At 71.9% G+C, this 18,017-nt stretch carries 13 protein-coding genes and 2 pseudogenes; 9 read left to right on the top strand and 6 right to left on the bottom strand.

The annotated features are described in order from the left end of the window. The first annotated feature begins 17 nt into the window (after positions 1-17). The 4 genes and pseudogenes from hrpA to ACFE76_RS11960 all read left to right on the top strand — a co-directional run. Entirely contained in the window at positions 18-3,953 is a 3,936-nt protein-coding gene (gene hrpA / locus ACFE76_RS11945) for an ATP-dependent RNA helicase HrpA (protein WP_375431977.1), read from the top strand. Between the two features lie 29 nt (positions 3,954-3,982). Then, positions 3,983-4,870: a proteasome assembly chaperone family protein gene (locus ACFE76_RS11950; protein ID WP_375431978.1), complete on the top strand. Its 888-nt coding sequence runs from the start codon at positions 3,983-3,985 to the stop codon at positions 4,868-4,870. Between the two features lie 107 nt (positions 4,871-4,977). Next, positions 4,978-5,115, top strand: a pseudogene (locus ACFE76_RS11955) (IS481 family transposase); the annotation flags it as partial. Between the two features lie 13 nt (positions 5,116-5,128). After that, a pseudogene (locus tag ACFE76_RS11960) lies at positions 5,129-5,334 on the top strand (integrase core domain-containing protein); the annotation flags it as partial. A gap of 19 nt (positions 5,335-5,353) precedes the next feature. On the opposite strand, the gene ACFE76_RS11965 reads toward ACFE76_RS11960, so the two are convergent. The 6 genes from ACFE76_RS11965 to ACFE76_RS11990 form a co-directional block, all read right to left on the bottom strand. Next, a complete protein-coding gene (locus tag ACFE76_RS11965) occupies positions 5,354-6,070 on the bottom strand; it encodes an FAD-binding oxidoreductase (protein WP_375431979.1) in 717 nt (238 codons plus the stop codon). A gap of 9 nt (positions 6,071-6,079) precedes the next feature. Then, on the bottom strand, positions 6,080-6,682 hold the full coding sequence (locus tag ACFE76_RS11970; protein ID WP_375431980.1) for a sulfite oxidase-like oxidoreductase: 603 nt from the start codon (positions 6,680-6,682) through the stop codon (positions 6,080-6,082). A gap of 24 nt (positions 6,683-6,706) precedes the next feature. Continuing rightward, on the bottom strand, positions 6,707-7,591 hold the full coding sequence (locus tag ACFE76_RS11975; RefSeq protein WP_375431981.1) for an acyl-CoA thioesterase: 885 nt from the start codon (positions 7,589-7,591) through the stop codon (positions 6,707-6,709). An 81-nt stretch (positions 7,592-7,672) separates the two neighbouring features. Continuing rightward, complete coding sequence (locus tag ACFE76_RS11980) at positions 7,673-8,623, bottom strand: RNA polymerase sigma factor RpoD/SigA (RefSeq protein WP_375431982.1); 951 nt, start codon at positions 8,621-8,623, stop codon at positions 7,673-7,675. Between the two features lie 199 nt (positions 8,624-8,822). Beyond that, entirely contained in the window at positions 8,823-10,973 is a 2,151-nt protein-coding gene (locus tag ACFE76_RS11985) for a S9 family peptidase (protein WP_375431983.1), read from the bottom strand. Between the two features lie 110 nt (positions 10,974-11,083). Beyond that, positions 11,084-11,725: a hypothetical protein gene (locus ACFE76_RS11990; RefSeq protein ID WP_375431984.1), complete on the bottom strand. Its 642-nt coding sequence runs from the start codon at positions 11,723-11,725 to the stop codon at positions 11,084-11,086. A gap of 194 nt (positions 11,726-11,919) precedes the next feature. On the opposite strand from ACFE76_RS11990, the gene ACFE76_RS11995 reads away from it, so the two are divergent. The 5 genes from ACFE76_RS11995 to ACFE76_RS12015 form a co-directional block, all read left to right on the top strand. Beyond that, entirely contained in the window at positions 11,920-13,998 is a 2,079-nt protein-coding gene (locus ACFE76_RS11995; RefSeq protein WP_375431985.1) for a sensor histidine kinase, read from the top strand. Beyond that, the gene (locus ACFE76_RS12000; protein ID WP_375431986.1) at positions 13,995-14,645 is read left to right on the top strand and encodes a response regulator; all 651 of its coding nucleotides are present in this window, start codon (positions 13,995-13,997) and stop codon (positions 14,643-14,645) included. The genes ACFE76_RS11995 and ACFE76_RS12000 overlap by 4 nt, the downstream gene beginning before the upstream one ends. A gap of 71 nt (positions 14,646-14,716) precedes the next feature. Further along, positions 14,717-16,192, top strand: coding sequence for a glutamate--cysteine ligase (locus tag ACFE76_RS12005; RefSeq protein ID WP_375431987.1), 1,476 nt, complete (start codon positions 14,717-14,719; stop codon positions 16,190-16,192). Further along, complete coding sequence (locus ACFE76_RS12010; protein WP_375431988.1) at positions 16,192-16,617, top strand: universal stress protein; 426 nt, start codon at positions 16,192-16,194, stop codon at positions 16,615-16,617. Before ACFE76_RS12005 ends, ACFE76_RS12010 begins: the two co-directional genes overlap by 1 nt. 283 nt (positions 16,618-16,900) lie before the next feature. Further along, positions 16,901-18,017: RNA polymerase sigma factor (locus ACFE76_RS12015; RefSeq protein WP_375431989.1), on the top strand; the 1,117-nt coding region annotated here is incomplete at its 3' end.

An 18,017-nucleotide genomic window follows, 5' to 3' on the forward strand; every position in this document is an offset into this window, starting at 1 on the left:
TCGGTAGAGTGGGGCAGATGTCCAGCCCGGCGGTCCCGCCCACCCCCGTGGAGGACCAGCCCGGCGTTTCGTCCGAGCCCGCGATCTCCTTTGACCCCGCGCTGCCGATCACCGCCTGGCACGACGAGATCGCCGCGACCATCCGCGACTCCCAGGTCGTGATCGTGGCCGGGGAGACCGGTTCGGGCAAGACCACCCAGCTGCCCAAGATCTGCCTCGAGCTCGGCCGCCGCTCGATCGGCCACACCCAGCCCCGCCGGATCGCCGCCCGGACCGTTGCCGAGCGGATCGCCGAGGAGCTGCACACCACCCTGGGCGACCTGGTCGGCTACCAGGTCCGCTTCACCCGACTCGCCGGCCGCGCCACCCGGCTCAAGGTGATGACCGACGGCGTGCTGCTGGCCGAGATCGCCCACGACCGCGACCTGCGCCGCTACGACACGATCATCATCGACGAAGCGCACGAGCGCAGCCTCAACATCGACTTCCTGCTCGGTTACCTCAAGCAGCTGCTCGCCCGGCGCCCCGAGCTGAAGGTGATCGTCACCTCGGCCACCATCGACACCGACCGCTTCTCGCTGCACTTCGCCGGCGAGGACGGGGTCGGCGCCCCGATCATCGAGATCTCGGGCCGGACGTTCCCGGTCGAGGTCCGCTACCGGCCGCTGCTCCAGCCCGACCGCGGCGGCGAGGTCGACCAGATCGCGGGCATCACGGCCGCGGTGCAGGAGCTGAGTGCGCTCGGCGGCGGCGACATCTTGGTGTTCCTCTCCGGCGAGCGCGAGATCCGCGACACCGCCGAAGCCATCGCCGGGCTGAAGCTGCGCGCCACTGAAGTGCTGCCGCTCTACGCGCGCCTGTCGGCCGCCGAGCAGCACCGGGTGTTCCAGTCCCACGGTGTTGACGGCAAGGGGAGCGACAAGCAGGGCGCCCGGCGGATCGTGCTCGCCACCAACGTCGCCGAGACCTCGCTGACCGTCCCCGGTATCCGCTACGTCATCGACGCGGGCACGGCCCGGATCTCGCGCTACTCCCCGCGCACCAAGGTGCAACGGCTGCCGATCGAGCCGGTCTCCCAAGCCTCGGCCAACCAGCGGTCCGGCCGTTGCGGCCGGGTGGCGCCCGGCGTGGCGATCCGGCTGTACGACGAGGAGGACTTCGCCGCCCGGCCGGAGTTCACCGAGCCGGAGATCCTGCGGACCAACCTCGCCTCGGTCATCCTGCAGATGACCGCCGCCGACCTGGGTGACGTCGCAGCCTTCCCGTTCGTCGAGCCGCCCGACAGCACCCAGATCAGCGACGGGCTGCGGCTGCTCGAGGAGCTGGGTGCGCTGGCCGAGGGCGGGGCGCGGACCAAGCCCCGGCTGACCGAGGTCGGCCGCCGGCTCGCCGCCATCCCGGTCGACCCGCGGATGGGCCGGATGCTGTTGGCCGCCGAACGCCAGGGCTGTCTGCGCGAGGTGCTGGTGATCGTCTCCGGGCTGAGCATCCAGGACCCGCGGGAGCGTCCGGCCGAGCACCGCGACGCCGCCGATACGCTGCACCGCCGCTTCTGGGCGTCCGCTCCTGATCCGAGCGCGGACGCCGCGACCAAGGGGACAGACGCCGGCCCCGACCCCGACGGCAGCGACTTCGTGGCCCTGCTGCGGCTCTGGGACTACCTGCGCGACCGCCAGCACGAGCTGTCCGGCAACGCCTTCCGTCGGCTGTGCCGCGAGGAGTACCTGCACTTCCTGCGGATCCGGGAGTGGCAGGACCTGCACAGCCAGCTCAAGCAGATCACCCGCGACCTGGGCCTGAACCGCAACGTCGAACCGGCCGACCCCGGACGCGTCCACACGGCCGTGCTCACCGGTCTGCTGTCCCACGTCGGGCTGGCCGACGTCCGCGACGAGCCCAAGGCGGGTGGCCGCCGGAAGGGACGCGCGCCCGCCCGGGAGTACCTGGGAGCGCGCGGCACCAAGTTCGCGATCAACCCCGGCTCCAGCGTCGCCCGCAGCCAGCCGCCGCTGGTGATGGCCGCCGAGATCGTGGAGACGACCCGGCTCTGGGCCCGGACGGCCGCGGGCATCCGCGCCGAACAGGTCGAGGAGGTCGGCGCCCACCTGCTCAAGCGTTCCTACTCCGAGCCGCACTGGTCGGCCCGCTCCGGGTCGGTGCTCGCCTACGAGCAGGTCACGCTCTACGGCGTCCCCATCATCGCGCGCCGGCCGGTCGCGTACGGGCGGGTCAACCCGGCGGAAGCCAGGGCGATCTTCCTGCGGTCGGCGCTGGTGGAGGGCCAGTGGCGCACCCGGCACCACTTCTACCGGGACAACCAGGCGCTGCGGACCGAGGCCGAAGCGCTCGAGGAACGGGCGCGCCGGCGCGACCTGGTGGTGGACGACGACACCATCTTCGCCTTCTACGACGCCCGGGTGCCGGCCGAGGTGACCTCGGTCGCGCACTTCGACGGCTGGTGGAAGAAGGCCCGGCACGTCACCCCGGACCTGCTCACCCTGACCCTCGACGACCTCACCACCGCCTCCGCCGACCAGCTCGACACCGAGGGCTTCCCCGACACCTGGACCGTGCCCGGGCGAGCCGGGGCCACTCACGTGCTCGAGGTGGAGTACGTCTTCGAGCCGGCGAACCCCCGGGACGGGGTGACCGTCCGGATCCCGGTCTCGGTGTTGAACCAGCTCGACCCGGCTCCGTTCAGCTGGCAGGTGCCCGGCCTGCGCTCCGAGCTCGCGACCGAGCTGATCCGCTCGCTGCCCAAGGCGACGCGGCGCGCGTTCGTTCCGGCCCCCGAGTTCGCCGCCCGCGCGCTGGGCTGGCTGGCCCAGCACCCCGGGAGCGCGGACGAGTCGCTGCCGCTGGCGCTCGGTCGGGCGCTGCGGGCCCTCACCGGCGAGATCGTGCCGGCGGCGGAGTGGCGGCTGGACGCCGTGCCGCCCCACCTGCGGGTGCACCTGGACGTCGTGGCCGACAGCAGCGCGCGGATCCCGGCCGTGCTCGGCACCGGCGACGACCTGCTCGAGCTCAAGGCCGAGCTGGCCGCCCAGGTCAGCCGGACCCTGTCCTCGGCGGCCGCCGCGCACACCCGGACCGGCGCGACGACCTGGGACTTCGGCGAGCTGCCCGAACAGGTGCAGCTGAGCCGCGGCGGCCACGACGTCGTCGGCTATCCGGCCCTGGTCGACGAGGGTTCGACGGTTGGCGTCGTGGTCCTCGACACGCCGGCCCGGCAGGCGGTCAGCCAGGGAGCGGGACTGCGACGGCTCGTGCTGCTCGGCACCCCCGACCCGACGAAGTGGGTGATCGCCCACCTCGGCAACGCCGACAAGCTTGCGCTGGGCACCAGCCCGTACGCCTCGGTACCGGCCCTGCTAGCCGACGCCCGGCTGGCCTCGGTGGGGCAGCTCGTCCGGCGCTCGGGCCTGACGCCCGTCCGCGACGCCGAGCGTTTCCAGGCCCTCTGCGACCGGGTCCGCGCCGACAACGCCGAGCTGATGCGCGACGTCATCCGGCTCGGGGCGACCATCCTGGGCCGGCTCCGCGCGGTGCAGACCGAGCTACCGCGGGTGGCGGCGACGAGCCCGGCCGCCGCCGCCGACCTGACCGAGCAGCTGGCCAACCTGGTCTTTGCGGGCTTCCTCTCCGCCACCAGGTACGAGCACCTCGTCGACCTGCCGCGCTATCTGCAGGCGGCGCGGGCGCGGACCGACACCCTGCTGGCGACGCCGGCCCGCGACCGTGGGCCGCTGGAGAGCGTCAGCCGGTGCGAGGACGCGTACGCCGAGCTCTGCGCCGCGGCGCCGCCGGGCCGACTGCCGGACTTCGTCGAGGACGTGGGCTGGCTGCTGGAGGAGCTGCGGGTCGGGCTCTTCGCCCAGCCACTGCGGACGAAGGTGCCGGTGTCGGAGAAGCGGCTGCTGACCGCCGTCCGCGCCGCGCGCGCTCGGCTGTAGACATCGCCATCGGCGGGTAGATTGGGCGCATGCTGGATCCCCAGGAGCTCTACGTCGTGGACGAGGCCGTCGTGGCCAAGCTCGCCGACGCCCACCCTGTGCTGATCCACCAGCTCGACGGCTTTGTCGACGCCGGTCAGGCCGGCCGGATCGTCGCTGCCCACCTGTTGGAGAACCTCGAGCACGAGGTCGTGGTGGAGTTCGACCACGACCAGCTGCACGACTACCGCAGCCGTCGACCGGCCATGGTCTTCGACACCAACCAGTGGACCTCCTACGCGGACCTGCACCTGCGGATCCACCGGGTCGTGGACGAGCAGGGAGAGGTCTTCCTGCTGCTGAGCGGGCCCGAGCCGGACGTGCAGTGGGAGCGGTTCTCCGCCGCCCTGGTCGGGTTGATCGAGCGGCTCGGGGTCCGGTTGACCGTGACCGTGCACGGCATCCCGATGGCCGTGCCGCACACCCGACCGGTCACTCTGACCGCGCACGCCACCGACCCCGGGCTGGTCCAGGGCTACCGCAGCTGGATCGACCGGGTCGAGGTGCCGGCCAGCTTCACCGGGCTGCTGGAGTACCGGCTCGGCCAGCTCGACCGCAAGGCGATGGGCTTCGCCGCTCACGTGCCGCACTATCTTGCCCAGGCCGCTTTTCCCGAAGCCGCGCTGAGCCTGACCCGCTCGCTCAACTCCGCGACCGGGCTGGCCGTGCCGCTGGACGCGCTGGAGAAGGCCTCGGCCACCAACCTGTCCGACATCGCCGAGGAGATGGCGTCCTCCAGCGAGGTGCAGGAGCTGGTGGCCACCCTCGAGCAGCAGTACGACGCCGTCCGGGTCGACCGGCCCGACCCCGTTCCCACGGCCGAGGAGATCGCCGCCGAGTTCGAGAAGTTCCTCGCCGACCGCGAGAAGGAAGACTGAGGAGCGGCTTTCGAGGAAGCTGAACGCAACGCCTTCGGGGCCCTCGACAAGCTCGGGACGCGGGCTTGGTGGAGATGTCTGACGTCTCTACCGCCCAAGAGGTCCTCGTGGCCCGCGCTAACGCTCGTCTGAATCGGCACGGCCGTCTTCTCGTTGAGCGGGTGATCGGTGATGGTCGTCCGGTGGCTCATGTCGCCAATGAGCTCGGGGTGTCGCGGCAATGCGCTCATCGAAGCCATCGCCGACCTCAACGCCACGCACGTCTTCATCCGGCCCCACTGCCCCTGGCAGAACGGCAAGGTCGAGCGCGACAACGGCACGCTGCAGGTCGAGTGGGCCTACCGGCAGGTCTTCCTCACCAACGCCGAGCGCAGCAACGCTGTTGCTCCCTGGCTCGAGTTCTCCCACACTGGACGGCGCCACTCAGCCATCGAGGTCTTCCCCCGATCAGTCGCCTGTCCTGAACGTGTCAGCCGAGTACAGCTAGCCGCTCGCGCCGAACCGTTCCACCCGGACGGAAGCCGGGTCGACGCCCAGTCCGGTGAGCAGGTCGCTCGCTCCCGCGGCGAAGGCGGCCGAGCCGCAGATGAAGTAGGTGGCGTCCGGGTTCACCAGGGGGGCGATCGCGGCGGGGTTGAGCCGGCCAGCGGCGCGGCCGGTGGGGGAGACCTCCCGCGAGAGGGCGGTCACGGCGCCGGCGGCCGTGAGCTCGGCGGCGTACGGCAGCGTGGCCAGCGTGCGGGCCGCCACCGCGAGCCGCAGCCGGTCGGACGTGCCGAGGTCGCGGCCGTGCCGGAGCATGGCCACCAGGGGCACGACGCCGCTGCCGCCGCCGATCCCGACCGCAGGCGTCCGGCCGTCCCAGACGAACCAGCCGCCGATCGGTCCGCGCACCTCCAGCTCGTCACCGGCCTCGACCGCTCCAGCCAGGTACGGCGAGACCTCGCCCTCGGCCAGCTCCTCCACGAACAGCTCGAGCAGCGGGTCCGAAGGTGCGGAAGCGATCGAGTAGGAGCGGGAGGCGGTGTAGCCGTCCTCGGCGGTCAGCCGGACCACGACGTGCTGACCGGGCAGGTGACCGGTCCGGTCCGCTACGTCGAGCCGCAGCACGACGGCCCGCGGGAAGGGGTGCCGTACCTCGCGGACCACCGCGCGCCGCCACGGGCCGGCCGCCGGCAGGGCAGTCACGGCACTGGTCACGGCCACTGCCTAGTCACCGTGGTAGCGCTGCTCGCGCCACGGGTCGCCGAGGTCGTGGTAGCCGTTGCGCTCCCAGAAGCCGCGCTGGTCGTGGTCGAGCAGGGTGAGCCGGGTGACCCACTTGGCCGACTTCCAGAAGTACAGGTGCGGTACGAGCAGCCGCGCCGGGCCGCCGTGGTCGCGGGCGAGCGGCTGGCCGTCGAACGACCACACCACCCACGCCTGGCCACCCCGGACGTGCTCCAGCGGCAGGTTGGTGGTGTAGCCGGTGGTCGAGGTGGCGAGCACGTGGGTGGCCTCGGGCCGCGGCGAGACGGCGTCGAGCAGCACGTCGACACTGACGCCGGCAAAGCGGGTGTCGAACTTCGACCACGTCGTGACACAGTGGATCGGCCCGCTGTACTCCGACGGCGGCAGCGCGTGCATCTCGGCCCAGCTCCAGGTCTGCGGCCGCTCGACCAGGCCGTCGACCGTCATCGTCCAGCGCTCGGGGTCCAGATTCGGCGTGACCTCAGCGGTCAGGACGGGCCATGAGTCCCCGGTGTCGTACTGCCCCGGCGGCAGGTCCTCGCGTACCTCGCGCCGCCTGCCCAGAAAACCACGGGTCGCCATCGCTGCTCCTCCCTCGAGTGACGGTCATGCCTGGGACCCATCCTGCCCCTGCTGGCGCAGGGGGCGAATAAGGCCCTCCTGGGCGACGTTCGAGACGAGGGCGCCGTGCTGGAAGAGCCGCGCGGTCGACAGCCCGAGGGCGGAGGAGGCCGAGGGCGAGATCTGGTCGTAGAGCAGCCAGTCGTCGGCGCGGAAGGGGCGGTGGAACCACATCGCGTGGTCGATCGAGGCGGCCTGCACGTCGCCGCCGATCACGACGTCGTGGGGCACCGTGCTGGCCGAGAGCAGGGTCAGGTCGCTCGCAAAGGCGAGGGCGGCTTCGTGCAGTCGCGGGTCGTCGGGCAACGGCCCGTCCGTACGGACCCAGACCCGAGCCCGGGCGGGGTGCTCGGCGTCGACGAGCGAGCCGCCGGGCCGCGAGTCGCCGACGTAACGGACGTCGAGCGCGCCCCACTCCGCCTCCCAGAAGTCGGCCGAACGACCGGAGGCACGGCTGAGCACGTCGCTCATCCGCGGGCAGTCCTCAGGCGCGGGCACGTCGACGGGTAGCGGGTCAGCGTGGTCAAAGCCGTCCTCGTGCCCGTGGAAGGATGCCGAGAGGTAGAAGATCACGGTGCCCGCTTGGCGCGCGACCACGCGGCGGGACGAGAAGGAGCCGCCGTCGCGAACCGCCTCGACGTCGTAGACGATCGGCAGGTCGGTTCGGCCGGCGACGAGGAAGTAGGCGTGCAGGGAGTGCACGACCCGCTCGTCCGGGACCGTACGGGTGGCGGCCACGAGCGCCTGGGCCAGCACCTGGCCGCCGAAGACTCGTTGCAGCCGGGTCGCCGGTTGCCGAGCCCGGTAGAGCCCGACCTCGATCTCTTCGAGGTCCAGCAGATCGATCAGCTCGGTCACGGACTGGGGCACCCGAGGAGCCTAACGCCGCGCTCCCGGCCGGAGACGCAGCACGACCCCGGGCCATGAAGGCTCGGGGCCGTGCTGTGAGGGTCAGGCGGCGAGGACGGACTTGCCCCGCAGCTTGGCGATCGCGTGCCGCTCGATCTGGCGGACACGCTCGGCGGTGATGCCCCAGACGGCGCCGATGTCGGCGAGCTTGGCCTGGCGGCCGTCGAGCAGCCCGTAGCGACGACGGACCACGTCGGCGGAACGGTCGTCGAGCTGGGAGAGCATGGCCTCCAGCCGGGCGTGCTCCTCGGCGTCGAGGAAGACCTCGTCCGGGCCGGGCATCGGCTCGCGGGCGATCAGGTCGCCGAGAGCGGTGTCCCCGCCCTCCTCGACCGGAGCGTCCAGGCTGACGTGGTCGCGACCGTAGCGGATCAGGTCGAGCACCCGCTCGGGCTCGAGGTCCATCTCGAGCGCGATCTCGGCGATCTCGGGGTCGCGGCCCAGCCGGCGCTCGAGGGTGCGCCGGACGGCGCCGACCTGGTTGACCTGCTCGGCGACGTGCACCGGGAGCCGCACGATCCGACCCTGCTGGGCGATTCCCCGGCTGATCGACTGGCGGACCCACCAGGTGCCGTAGGTGGAGAACTTGAATCCCTTGGTGTAGTCGAATTTCTCGACCGCCCGGATCAGACCGGTATTTCCCTCCTGCACCAGATCCAACAGGGGCATTTGTGACCGCCCGTATTTCCGGGCTACCGAGACCACGAGCCGAAGGTTGGCGGTGACGAAACGCTGCATCGCCCGCTTCCCGTCCTCGACCAGGAACTCGAGCTCGGCCTTCGTGGGCCGCTTGGCCCGCTTGCCGCGCTCAGCGGCGGTGACGTCGCCGTTCAGGATGTGCTCGGCGTAGAGCCCGACCTCGATCGCCCCCGCCAGCTGCACCTCTTCCTCGGCCGTCAACAGGGCGGTCTTGGCGATGCCTTCAAGATAAAGACCGACAGCATCCTTGCCATCGATGCCTTCGGAAACTCGCGAACGAGCGGATGCTGCCACGGTGGCCCCTTTCGTTGCCTCGAAGGGATAACGCTCCAGGCGCCGGTCAGGATTCCTCGAATGCCCTGAGGAATCCCTGAGTCTGCACCGGGGGTTATCCCGCATCTGTACTTCGGAGCCGACGGGTACCCCGGATGCAGCCGAAGCCACGGGTGAGGCCGGCCCGCGACAGCGTCCGCGTCCGCAGCGACCCGCCCCTTTAGCCTGTGATCTGGTCGAGAATCCAGGCGTACTCGAAGGCGGTCTCGCGCCAGCTCTTGTACCGCCCGCTGACGCCGCCGTGGCCGGCCACCATCTCGGTCTTCAGCAGCACCGGTCGGTCCTCGGAGCTGGTCGTGGTGTGCCGCAGCGCGGCGGTCCACTTGGCCGGCTCCACGAAGAAGACCCGGGTGTCGTTGAGGCTGGTGGTGGCCAGGATCGCCGGGTACGGCCTGGCCGCGATGTTCTCGTACGGCGTGTAGGCCGACATGTAGGCGTAGACCTCCGGGTCGTGCAGCGGGTCGCCCCACTCGTCCCACTCGATCACCGTCAGCGGTAGCTCAGGGTCGAGGATCGTGGTCAGCGCGTCCACGAACGGCACCCCGGCGTGGATGGCCCGGAAGGTGTCCGGCGCCAGGTTGGCCACCGCGCCCATCAGCAGCCCGCCCGCGCTGGCGCCCCGGGCGGCGAGCCGGTCGGTGCTGGTGTAGCCGTGCTCGAGCAGGAAGTGCGCGCAGGCCACGAAGTCGGAGAAGGTGTTCGCCTTGGTGAGGGTCTTGCCGCTCTCGTACCAGCCGCGGCCCAGCTCGCCGCCGCCGCGGACGTGGGCGATGGCGTAGACCACGCCGCGGTCCAGCAGGCTCAGCCGGGACAGCGAGAAGCCCGGGTCGATCGAGATCTCGTAGGAGCCGTAGCCGTAGAGCAGGGCCGGCGCGCTGCCGTCGAGGGCCACGTCGGCCCGGCGGACGATCGACAGCGGGACCCGGGTGCCGTCGGTGGCCGTGGCCCAGCCGCGCTCCTGCACGTAGTCCTGCGGCCGGTAGGGGCCGTAGGTCGGGTCGTCCAGCACCGGCGTCTGCTTGAGCAGGGTGAGCTCGCCGGTCGCCAGGGCGTAGTCGTAGACCGAGTCCGGGGTCAGCATCGAGGCGTAGCCGATCCGGACGGTCGGGGTGTCGTAGTCGGCCTCACCGTGCGCGTCGACGACGTGCAGCTCCTCGGCGAACTCGATGTCGGTCCCGGCACCGAAGTCACCGGCCGCGTCGCGGGGCAGCACGTGCAGGGCGGTCAGCCCGTCGCGGCGCAGCGACACCACGGCGTGGCCTGCGTACGCGCTGACCCCGAGCAGCCGGACCCCCGGGGTGTGCGGCAGCACCGGCTGCCACTCCTCGTGGGTGGTCGCGGTCAGCGGCGCCTGCGCCAGCTCGTAGTCCAGCGCGCCGTCGTTGTGGACGATCAGCAGCCGGTCGCCGGCCGGTTCGACGTCGTACTCGACGCCTTCGCGGCGCGGGGCCACGAGCCGCGGCTCGCCCTCGGGGTCGTGGGTGGCGAGCAGCCGGTACTCCGAGGTGACCTTGCTGCCCACCCCCAGCACGATCCAGCGGTCGTCGCGGCTGGCGTCGACGCCCACCCAGTAGCGCTCGTCGGGCTCGGTCAGCACCGCGACGTCCTCGCTCGCCTCGGTTCCGAGCCGGTGTCGCAGCACGACATAGGGCCGCCACGCCTCGTCCGCCCGGGTGTAGAAGAGGTGCTCGCTGCCCGCCCACGCCACGCCGTACGCGGTGTCGGTGATCTCGTCGGCGAGCAGCTCGCCGGTGGTCAGGTCGAGGATCCGGACGGTGAACCGCTCGCCGCCGGTCAGGTCGACCGCGTAGGCCAGCAGCCGGCCGTCGGCCGAGACGCTGAAGGCGCCGAGGGAGAAGAAGTCGTGGCCCTCGGCCTCGACGTTGCCGTCCAGCAGCACCTGCTCGCCGACGATCGCGTTCTCCAGGTCGGGCGGGGTGCCGCGGTCCGTCGCCACGACCCGGCAGTGGATGGCGTACTCCGAGCCCTCGACCGTCCGGCTGTAGTACCAGTACGCCTGGCCCGGGCCGCCGTCGGCCGCGGTGTGGGTGGCGTAGCCGGGGACGCTGAGGTCGGTCTCCTTGGTGCGGGCCTTGATCTCGCCGAAGATCGCGTCGGTCAGGTCGCCCAGGTGGGCCGTCCGGGCCTCGGTGTAGGCGTTCTCCGCCTGGAGGTGGGCCAGGACCGCCGGGTCCTCCTTGTCACGCAGCCACTCGTAGGGGTCGATGAAGGTGTCACCGTGGTGGGTGCGCTCGGTGGGGCGCCGTTCGGCGACCGGCGGGACAGGGTGGTCAGACGGGCGTGCAGCCATGGTCTCGACCTTAGTAGTCCGGTCGTCCCACCCCATCGAGCGTGGCTGACCGGGGGCGCGGCAGGGGAGCCGCACCCGCCGGCACGGCTCCCCCCTGGGCCTGGGCCGCCCTACTCCTGCGCGCTGACCACCCGGTGCGCGACCAGCTGACCCAGGACGGCGTACCCGACCACCAGGTGCGTCGCGGCCACGACCGTGCCGACCGTCGGACCGAAGACCGCCATCGCCGGGATCGTCACCACGGCCCAGCTCTCGGCCACCATCGGCCAGAAGCGGGCGAAGCCGTGCCAGCGGCCGGCGATGGCGATCCGCACGCCGATGGCGAACATGCCCAGCATGGAGAGCGGCCAGGTGGCGTCCAGCAGCGCCCAGCCGAACTGGCCGAGGTCGGAGACGCCGATCCCGTCCGCGGTGGTGGAGCCGATGGCGAACAGCACCAGGACCGTCTCGATCCGCAGGAAGGTGCGCGCCACCCGTCCGCTGCCGATGGCCCGGGTTCGCCAGAGCACCCGCAGCAGGCACAGCAGGCCCAGCTGGAAGGCGCCCGAGCTGAGGGCCGAGACCGCGAGCGCCGCCGGCGTCTCGGGGTTCAGACCCACCGCGACGATGCCGACCGCCCAGGCCACAGCACCGGCGGTCAGCCCGCAGCCGTGCCACAGGAACGGGCGGCGCCGGGTTGCGGGGGCTGACGGGGGTGTGGTCGCCGCGTCGAGGTCGGAGCGGGCGGGGCTGAGGGTGCGCTCGATGGTCATCGGTCTCTCCTGTCGGGAAGGGCGACGGTGTCGCCGCTTGCGGTCCGCTCCGGTCGAGCGGTGAGCCACACTCTTCGCCGCGCGGCGACCCGCAGGTCAGAGCCCGCCGTCCTCTCCTGGTCCCGCGGATCGTCCCGTCGACGCGGGACACCGGTCCCTCCCCACGGGACGCCCGACCTCGCGATACTGGGCCCGTGCCCGCGCTGTCACCCGCCGTTCCCGGCCTGCCGCCGTCGCGCGTCCTGCCCCTGGTCCTCGGCGCGCTCACGCTGGGAGTGACCGGGCTGACGGTGGCGCTCGACCTGGTCGTGACCCCCGCGGACCGCACGGCGGCCGACACCGAGCTCGGCCTCGCGGTGCTGCCGCCCGGCGTGGCGATGGCGGCCTGCGGCTGCGTGGTGCTGTGGCACCGGCGCCGGCACGGGGTCGGCCTGGTCCTGGGCATCTTCGGGCTGTGCTGGGTCGTGGACGGGCTGTGCGAGGCGTGGGCGGCCTACTCGGTCGCGGACGGCACGCTGCCGCCAGGCGGGGCGCTGGCGCACTGGACGGTCGAACGGCTCGGCGCTGGGCTGCTGTGCGGTCTCCCGTGGCTGCTGCTGGTCTTTCCCGACGGCCACCTGATGCGCGGTCGGGCCCGCTGGTACTCCGTGGCGGTGCTGGCGGCCTCGGCCTCGCTCGTGGTCGCCCTGCTGGTGGCGCCGGCGTCGGTGGTCTACCCCGCGGACGCCGCGGCTCCGGCGGCCTACCAGGCCTTCAACCCGTTCGGGCTGCCGTTGTCGACGACGACGGCTACCCGACTGCTCGTGGCCAGCCAGCTGGTGACGTTCACCGCCGTCGCGGCTGCTGTGGCCGGGGTCGTCGTCCGCTCCCGCGGCAGTGCCGAGACCGACCGGAGGCGGCTGCGCTGGCTGCTGTGGGCCGGAGCGGTCTGCGTGGTCACGGCCCTGCTGACGGCACTACTGCCCGGCGCTGCGGTCTCCTACGCCGCCCTGGTGGTCGCGGTGGTGGTGACCAGCCTGTCCGCGACGATCGGCGTGCTCCGGCCCGACCTCGCCGACATCGACGCTCTGGTCGCGACCACACTGGTCTGGGCCGGGGTGGCGGCGGTCGTGCTGGTGGTGGACGCGGCCGTGGTGGCGCTGCTCACCCGGGGCCTCGGCGACCGGTTGACCCCGTCCCAGCTGGTCGCGGTGGTGCTGGGGCTGGCTGTGCTGCTCTACGCCCCGCTGCGGCACGTGCTCAGCGCGCTGGTCCGGCGCTGGCTCTTCGGCCGCCGGGGTGACCGGTACGAGGTCGTGTCCTCCCTCGCCGCCCGGCTGGAGGAGTCGGCCGACCTCGACGACCAGCTGCCCGCCCTCGCCGCCGCGGTGGCGGCCACGTTCAAGCTGGGCTTCGTCCGGGTCGAGGTGCGGCAGCCCGACGGGTCGACGGTCGCGGCCACCTCGGGGACGCCGCCGACCGCCACCCGCGAGCTGCCGATCGGCTACCGAGGCGAGCAGATCGGCCGCTTCATGCTGCCCGTGGGAGGCGTCCGCTCGTTGCTGTCGAGCCGGGACCAGGCCCTGCTGGTCGACGTCGGCCGGCAGGCGGCGATCGCGCTGCGCAGCGCCCGGCTGTCGGCGGAGCTGCAGGTGAGCCGGGAGCGCCTGGTGCTGGCCCGGGAGGAGGACCGCCGGCGGATCCGTCGCGACCTGCACGACGGGCTGGGGCCGACGCTCGGCGGGGTCGCGCTGCGGCTGGACGCGGCCGGCAACGCCGTCCGGACCGACCCGGACCGGACGGAGCAGCTGGTGGCCCAGGCCCGGGCCGAGGTGCGCGAGGCGCTCGCTGACGTCCGGCGCCTGGTGCACGACCTGCGGCCGCCGGCCCTGGACGACCTGGGCCTGCGCGGGGCGCTCCAACAGCAGCTCGACCGGGCCCGCGCCGCCCCGCTGGAGGTCTCGCTGGAAATGGAGCCGCTGCCGGCCCTGCCCGCCGCGGTGGAGGTGGCCGCCTACCGGATCGCCTCCGAGGCGGTCACCAACGTGGTCCGGCACGCCGGCGCGCGCCGGGCGACCGTCGGGATAGGGGTGCGAGACGCCGGGCTGGAGCTGCGGGTGGTCGACGACGGCACCGGGATCGAGGCCGAGGTCGGTGCCGGGACGGGCTTGCGCTCGATCCGCGAACGGGTGGCCGAGCTGGGTGGCCGCTGCCAGGTCAGCTGTCCACCCGCGGGCGGGACGACGGTCACCGCCTGGCTGCCGCTGGACCCACGACGGGAGCCGGTCCGGTGAGCGGAGCCGTGCGCGTGCTGATCGCCGACGACCACCCGGTCTTCCGGGACGGGCTCGCGTCCCTACTCTCGCCTCTGCCCGGCGTCGAGGTGGTGGGTACCGCCGCCGACGGCGCCGAGGCGGTCGCGTTGGCCGCCGACCTGCGACCCGACGTGGTGGTCATGGACGTCACGATGCCGGTGCTGGACGGCATCGAGGCGACCCGGCGCGTCGTCGCCGCGTCGCCGAAGACGCGGGTACTGGTGTTCACGATGGGGGAGGACGAGGCCACCCTGCTCGCCGCGGTCCGGGCCGGCGCCCGTGGCTACCTGCTCAAGGGAGCCGAGCAGACTGAGGTGGTGCAGGCGATCGTCACGGTCCACGCAGGTGGGATCGTCTTCGGGGCGGCCCTGGCCGGTCGCCTTACGGGCCTGCTCAACGCGCCGCCAGCGCCGCCGGTGCGACCCTTCGCCGACCTCACCGAGCGCGAGCACGAGATCTTGGACCTCGTGGCCGCGGGCCGCAGCAACGGCCAGATCGCCGCCTCGCTCTTCCTGTCGCCGAAGACGGTGCGCAACAAGGTCTCAACGATCATGGCTAAGGTCGGGGCGAGCGACCGGCCGGCCATGATCGTGCGGGCCCGGGAGGCCGGCCTCGGCCGCTCCTGACGCGTGCCCCGGACGACACCTGGCGGACCCCCGGGGATGCGGTCGGGGCCCAAGCCCGCCAGGATGGACGCATGGGAGCCGAGGTCGACCAGACCACGTTCACGCGTGAGGACCGCAAACGGCACCGGGAGAAGGTGCGCAAGGGCCTCGACGTGCTGGCCCGGATGCTGACCGAGTCCCGCTTCGACTTCGAGCGGCCGATGGCCGGACTGGAGATCGAGCTCAACCTCGTCGACCACGACTGCGAGCCGGCGATGCGCAACGCGGAGGTGCTGGCGGCGATCGCCGATCCCTCCTTCGTCACCGAGCTCGGTCGGTTCAACATCGAGATCAACGTCGCCCCGCGGCGGCTCTCGGAGTCGGGCCTGACCCTGTTCGAGGAGTCGGTACGGCGAGCCTTGAACGAGGCGGACCCGCGGGTCAAGGAGATCGGCGCCCAGACGGTGATGGTGGGCATCCTGCCCACGCTGCGGCCCGAGCACGTCCAGCTGGACAACCTCAGCGAGAACCCGCGCTACTCCCTGCTCGACCAGCAGATCTTCGCCGCCCGCGGCGAGGACCTCGAGATCGTGATCGACGGCGTCGAGCGGCTGCAGCTGATCTCGGACACCATCGCGCCGGAGGCGGCCTGCACCTCAACCCAAGTGCACCTGCAGGTCAGCCCGGACGACTTCTCGGGCTACTGGAACGCGGCCCAGGCGATCGCCGGCATCCAGGTGGCGGTCGGGGCCAACTCGCCGTACCTCTTCGGCCGCGAGCTCTACGCCGAGTCGCGGATCCCGCTGTTCGAGCAGACCACCGACACCCGCAGCGAGGAGCTGAAGGTGCAGGGCGTCCGGCCCCGGGTCTGGTTCGGCGAACGCTGGATCACCTCGATCTTCGACCTGTTCGAGGAGAACTCACGCTACTTCCCGGCGCTGCTGCCGATCAGCAGCGACGAGGACCCGGTGGCCGTTCTCGACGCCGGCGGCGTGCCGTCGCTGGAGGAGCTGCGGCTGCACAACGGCACGGTCTACCGCTGGAACCGTCCGGTCTACGACGTGAGCGACGGCAAGCCGCACCTGCGGGTGGAGAACCGGGTGCTGCCGGCGGGGCCCACGGTCGTCGACACCTTGGCCAACGCGGCGTTCTTCGCCGGTCTGGTGCGGGCGTTCGCCGACGACGACCGGCCAGTGTGGAGCCAGATGTCGTTCCAAGCGGCGAGTGAGAACTTTGTCGCCGGCTCCCGACACGGGATCAACGCCGAGGTCTACTGGCCTCAGGTCGGCCACCTGCGGGCCGCCGAGCTGGTCGTGCGCAAGCTGTTGCCCCGAGCGGCGGAGGGCTTGGCGCTGTGGGGCGTCTCGGACGCCGAGAGCGGCCGCTACCTCGACATCATCGAGCGTCGGTGCCTCCGAGGCGTCAACGGCGCGACGTGGCAGACTGCGGCTGTGGGTCGGCGCGAGGCGGCCGGGGAGTCTCGGGACGAGGCCCTGCACGGGATGCTCCGCAGCTATCTCGACGGCATGCACAGCAACGAGCCCGTACACACCTGGGAGGCGGCCTGATGACCGGCACAAAGGTCGAGCAGACCGGCAGCACCGACCCCGCAGGCGCTCCCAGCCGGCCGGTGATCGTGGTGGGGTACTCCTCCAAGCCCGAGGGGCGGGCTGCCCTGAAGCGGGCTCTCGCCGAGGCTGAGCTGCGTGGCGGTGAGGTGGTCGTCGTGCACACCTCGCCTGATGTCGAGGTCGGGGACCTGCGGGCTCAGCTGGACAGCTCCGGGGTCCCGCACGAGGTCCTGGAGGCGGTCGACGCCATGGACCCGGCGGAAGAGCTGATCTCGACGGCGGACAGCCGTAGCGCGGAGTTCATCGTGATCGGGCTTCGGCGCCGGTCGCCGGTCGGCAAGCTGCTGCTCGGCAGCAACGCCCAACGGGTCCTGCTCGACGCGTCCTGCCCCGTGCTGGCGGTCAAGGCCGAGAGCGCCTGACCGACCCCCCGCACCCGCTGGACTTGCCGCCGCCGAGGCTTTCCGCCCGCGTCTAGGCTCGTGGTCGGGCCGGTCCCGCCGGCCAAGACGAATGCCGAGGTGCCAACCCGCCTCGCGCGTTCGCCCGACGTGGCCTCGACGGATGCGACACCAAGAAGGTCTGAGGGAACCCTCAGGCCACTATTTGGATCGGCGTGCCAGAATACCTTCCTGGAGCTCCCGTTGACATCCAACTGGCGACTGCATGCCCTAGATCTACCTGTTAGCCCCGAGAGGTTGCTTTGTGACACCCCCGTCCTACGTCGAATCGTCCGAGCCCGTCCTGAACGCCGCCGCCGGCCGCGCCGGCCAGGTGAGCGCTCCGGTCAAGAAGGCGGCGGCCCGCAAGGCCCCGGCCAAGAAGGCGGCCCTCAAGGCCGTCGAGCCGCTGGCTGGCCAGAGTCCGAACGCCAAGGATGACGGGCTGGCTGTTGACGACGACGCGCTGGGCGCCGGCATCGACCTCGACGACCCGGCGGTCGAGGAGATCGCGATCGAGGACCTCGTTGAGGTCGAGGCGGACGTGATCGTCCCTGCGGTGGCTGACGTGGTCGTCGACATCGAGGGCGACGAGGTCGTCGTGACCGTGGGCAAGAAGCGGACCCTGGACGACGTCGACGACGCCACCTTCGAGCCGGCTGTCGTGGCGCCGCTGGAGAAGGAGCTGACCGAGGACCAGGGCTTCGTCCTCTCGACGGCCGACGACGCGGACGAGCCCGAGCAGCAGGTGATGGTCGCCGGCGCGACCGCAGACCCGGTCAAGGACTACCTGAAGCAGATCGGCAAGGTCGCGCTGCTGAACGCGGAGATGGAGGTCGAGCTCGCGAAGCGGATCGAGGCCGGCCTCTTCGCCGACGAGAAGATCAACGACCCCAAGGTGAAGACCCGGGCCGCTCAGCTCGAAGACTTCGAGTGGATCGCCGAGGACGGCCGGCGGGCCAAGAACCACCTGCTCGAGGCCAACTTGCGCCTCGTGGTCAGCCTGGCCAAGCGCTACACCGGTCGCGGCATGCTCTTCCTCGACCTGATCCAGGAGGGCAACCTCGGTCTGATCCGTGCGGTCGAGAAGTTCGACTACACCAAGGGCTACAAGTTCTCCACGTACGCGACCTGGTGGATCCGGCAGGCGATCACCCGCGCGATGGCCGACCAGGCCCGCACGATCCGCATCCCGGTGCACATGGTCGAGGTGATCAACAAGCTCGCCCGCGTCCAGCGCCAGATGCTGCAGGACCTGGGCCGCGAGCCCACCCCGGAAGAGCTCGCCAAGGAGCTCGACATGACCCCGGAGAAGGTCGTCGAGGTGCAGAAGTACGGCCGCGAGCCGATCTCGCTGCACACCCCGCTCGGCGAGGACGGCG

The sequence above is a fragment of the uncultured Friedmanniella sp. genome (assembly GCF_964244005.1).
Taxonomy (GTDB): Bacteria; Actinomycetota; Actinomycetes; order Propionibacteriales; family Propionibacteriaceae; genus Microlunatus.

Excerpts from the sequence above, each read along its gene's own strand:
- ACFE76_RS12005 (WP_375431987.1), top strand. The coding sequence starts at position 14,717 with ATGGGAGCCGAGGTCGACCAGACCACGTTCACGCGTGAGGACCGCAAA.
- ACFE76_RS11950 (WP_375431978.1), top strand. The coding sequence starts at position 3,983 with ATGCTGGATCCCCAGGAGCTCTACGTCGTGGACGAGGCCGTCGTGGCC.
- ACFE76_RS11990 (WP_375431984.1), bottom strand. The coding sequence starts at position 11,725 with ATGACCATCGAGCGCACCCTCAGCCCCGCCCGCTCCGACCTCGACGCG.
- ACFE76_RS11985 (WP_375431983.1), bottom strand. The coding sequence starts at position 10,973 with ATGGCTGCACGCCCGTCTGACCACCCTGTCCCGCCGGTCGCCGAACGG.
- hrpA (WP_375431977.1), top strand. The coding sequence starts at position 18 with ATGTCCAGCCCGGCGGTCCCGCCCACCCCCGTGGAGGACCAGCCCGGC.
- ACFE76_RS12010 (WP_375431988.1), top strand. The coding sequence starts at position 16,192 with ATGACCGGCACAAAGGTCGAGCAGACCGGCAGCACCGACCCCGCAGGC.
- ACFE76_RS11970 (WP_375431980.1), bottom strand. The coding sequence starts at position 6,682 with ATGGCGACCCGTGGTTTTCTGGGCAGGCGGCGCGAGGTACGCGAGGAC.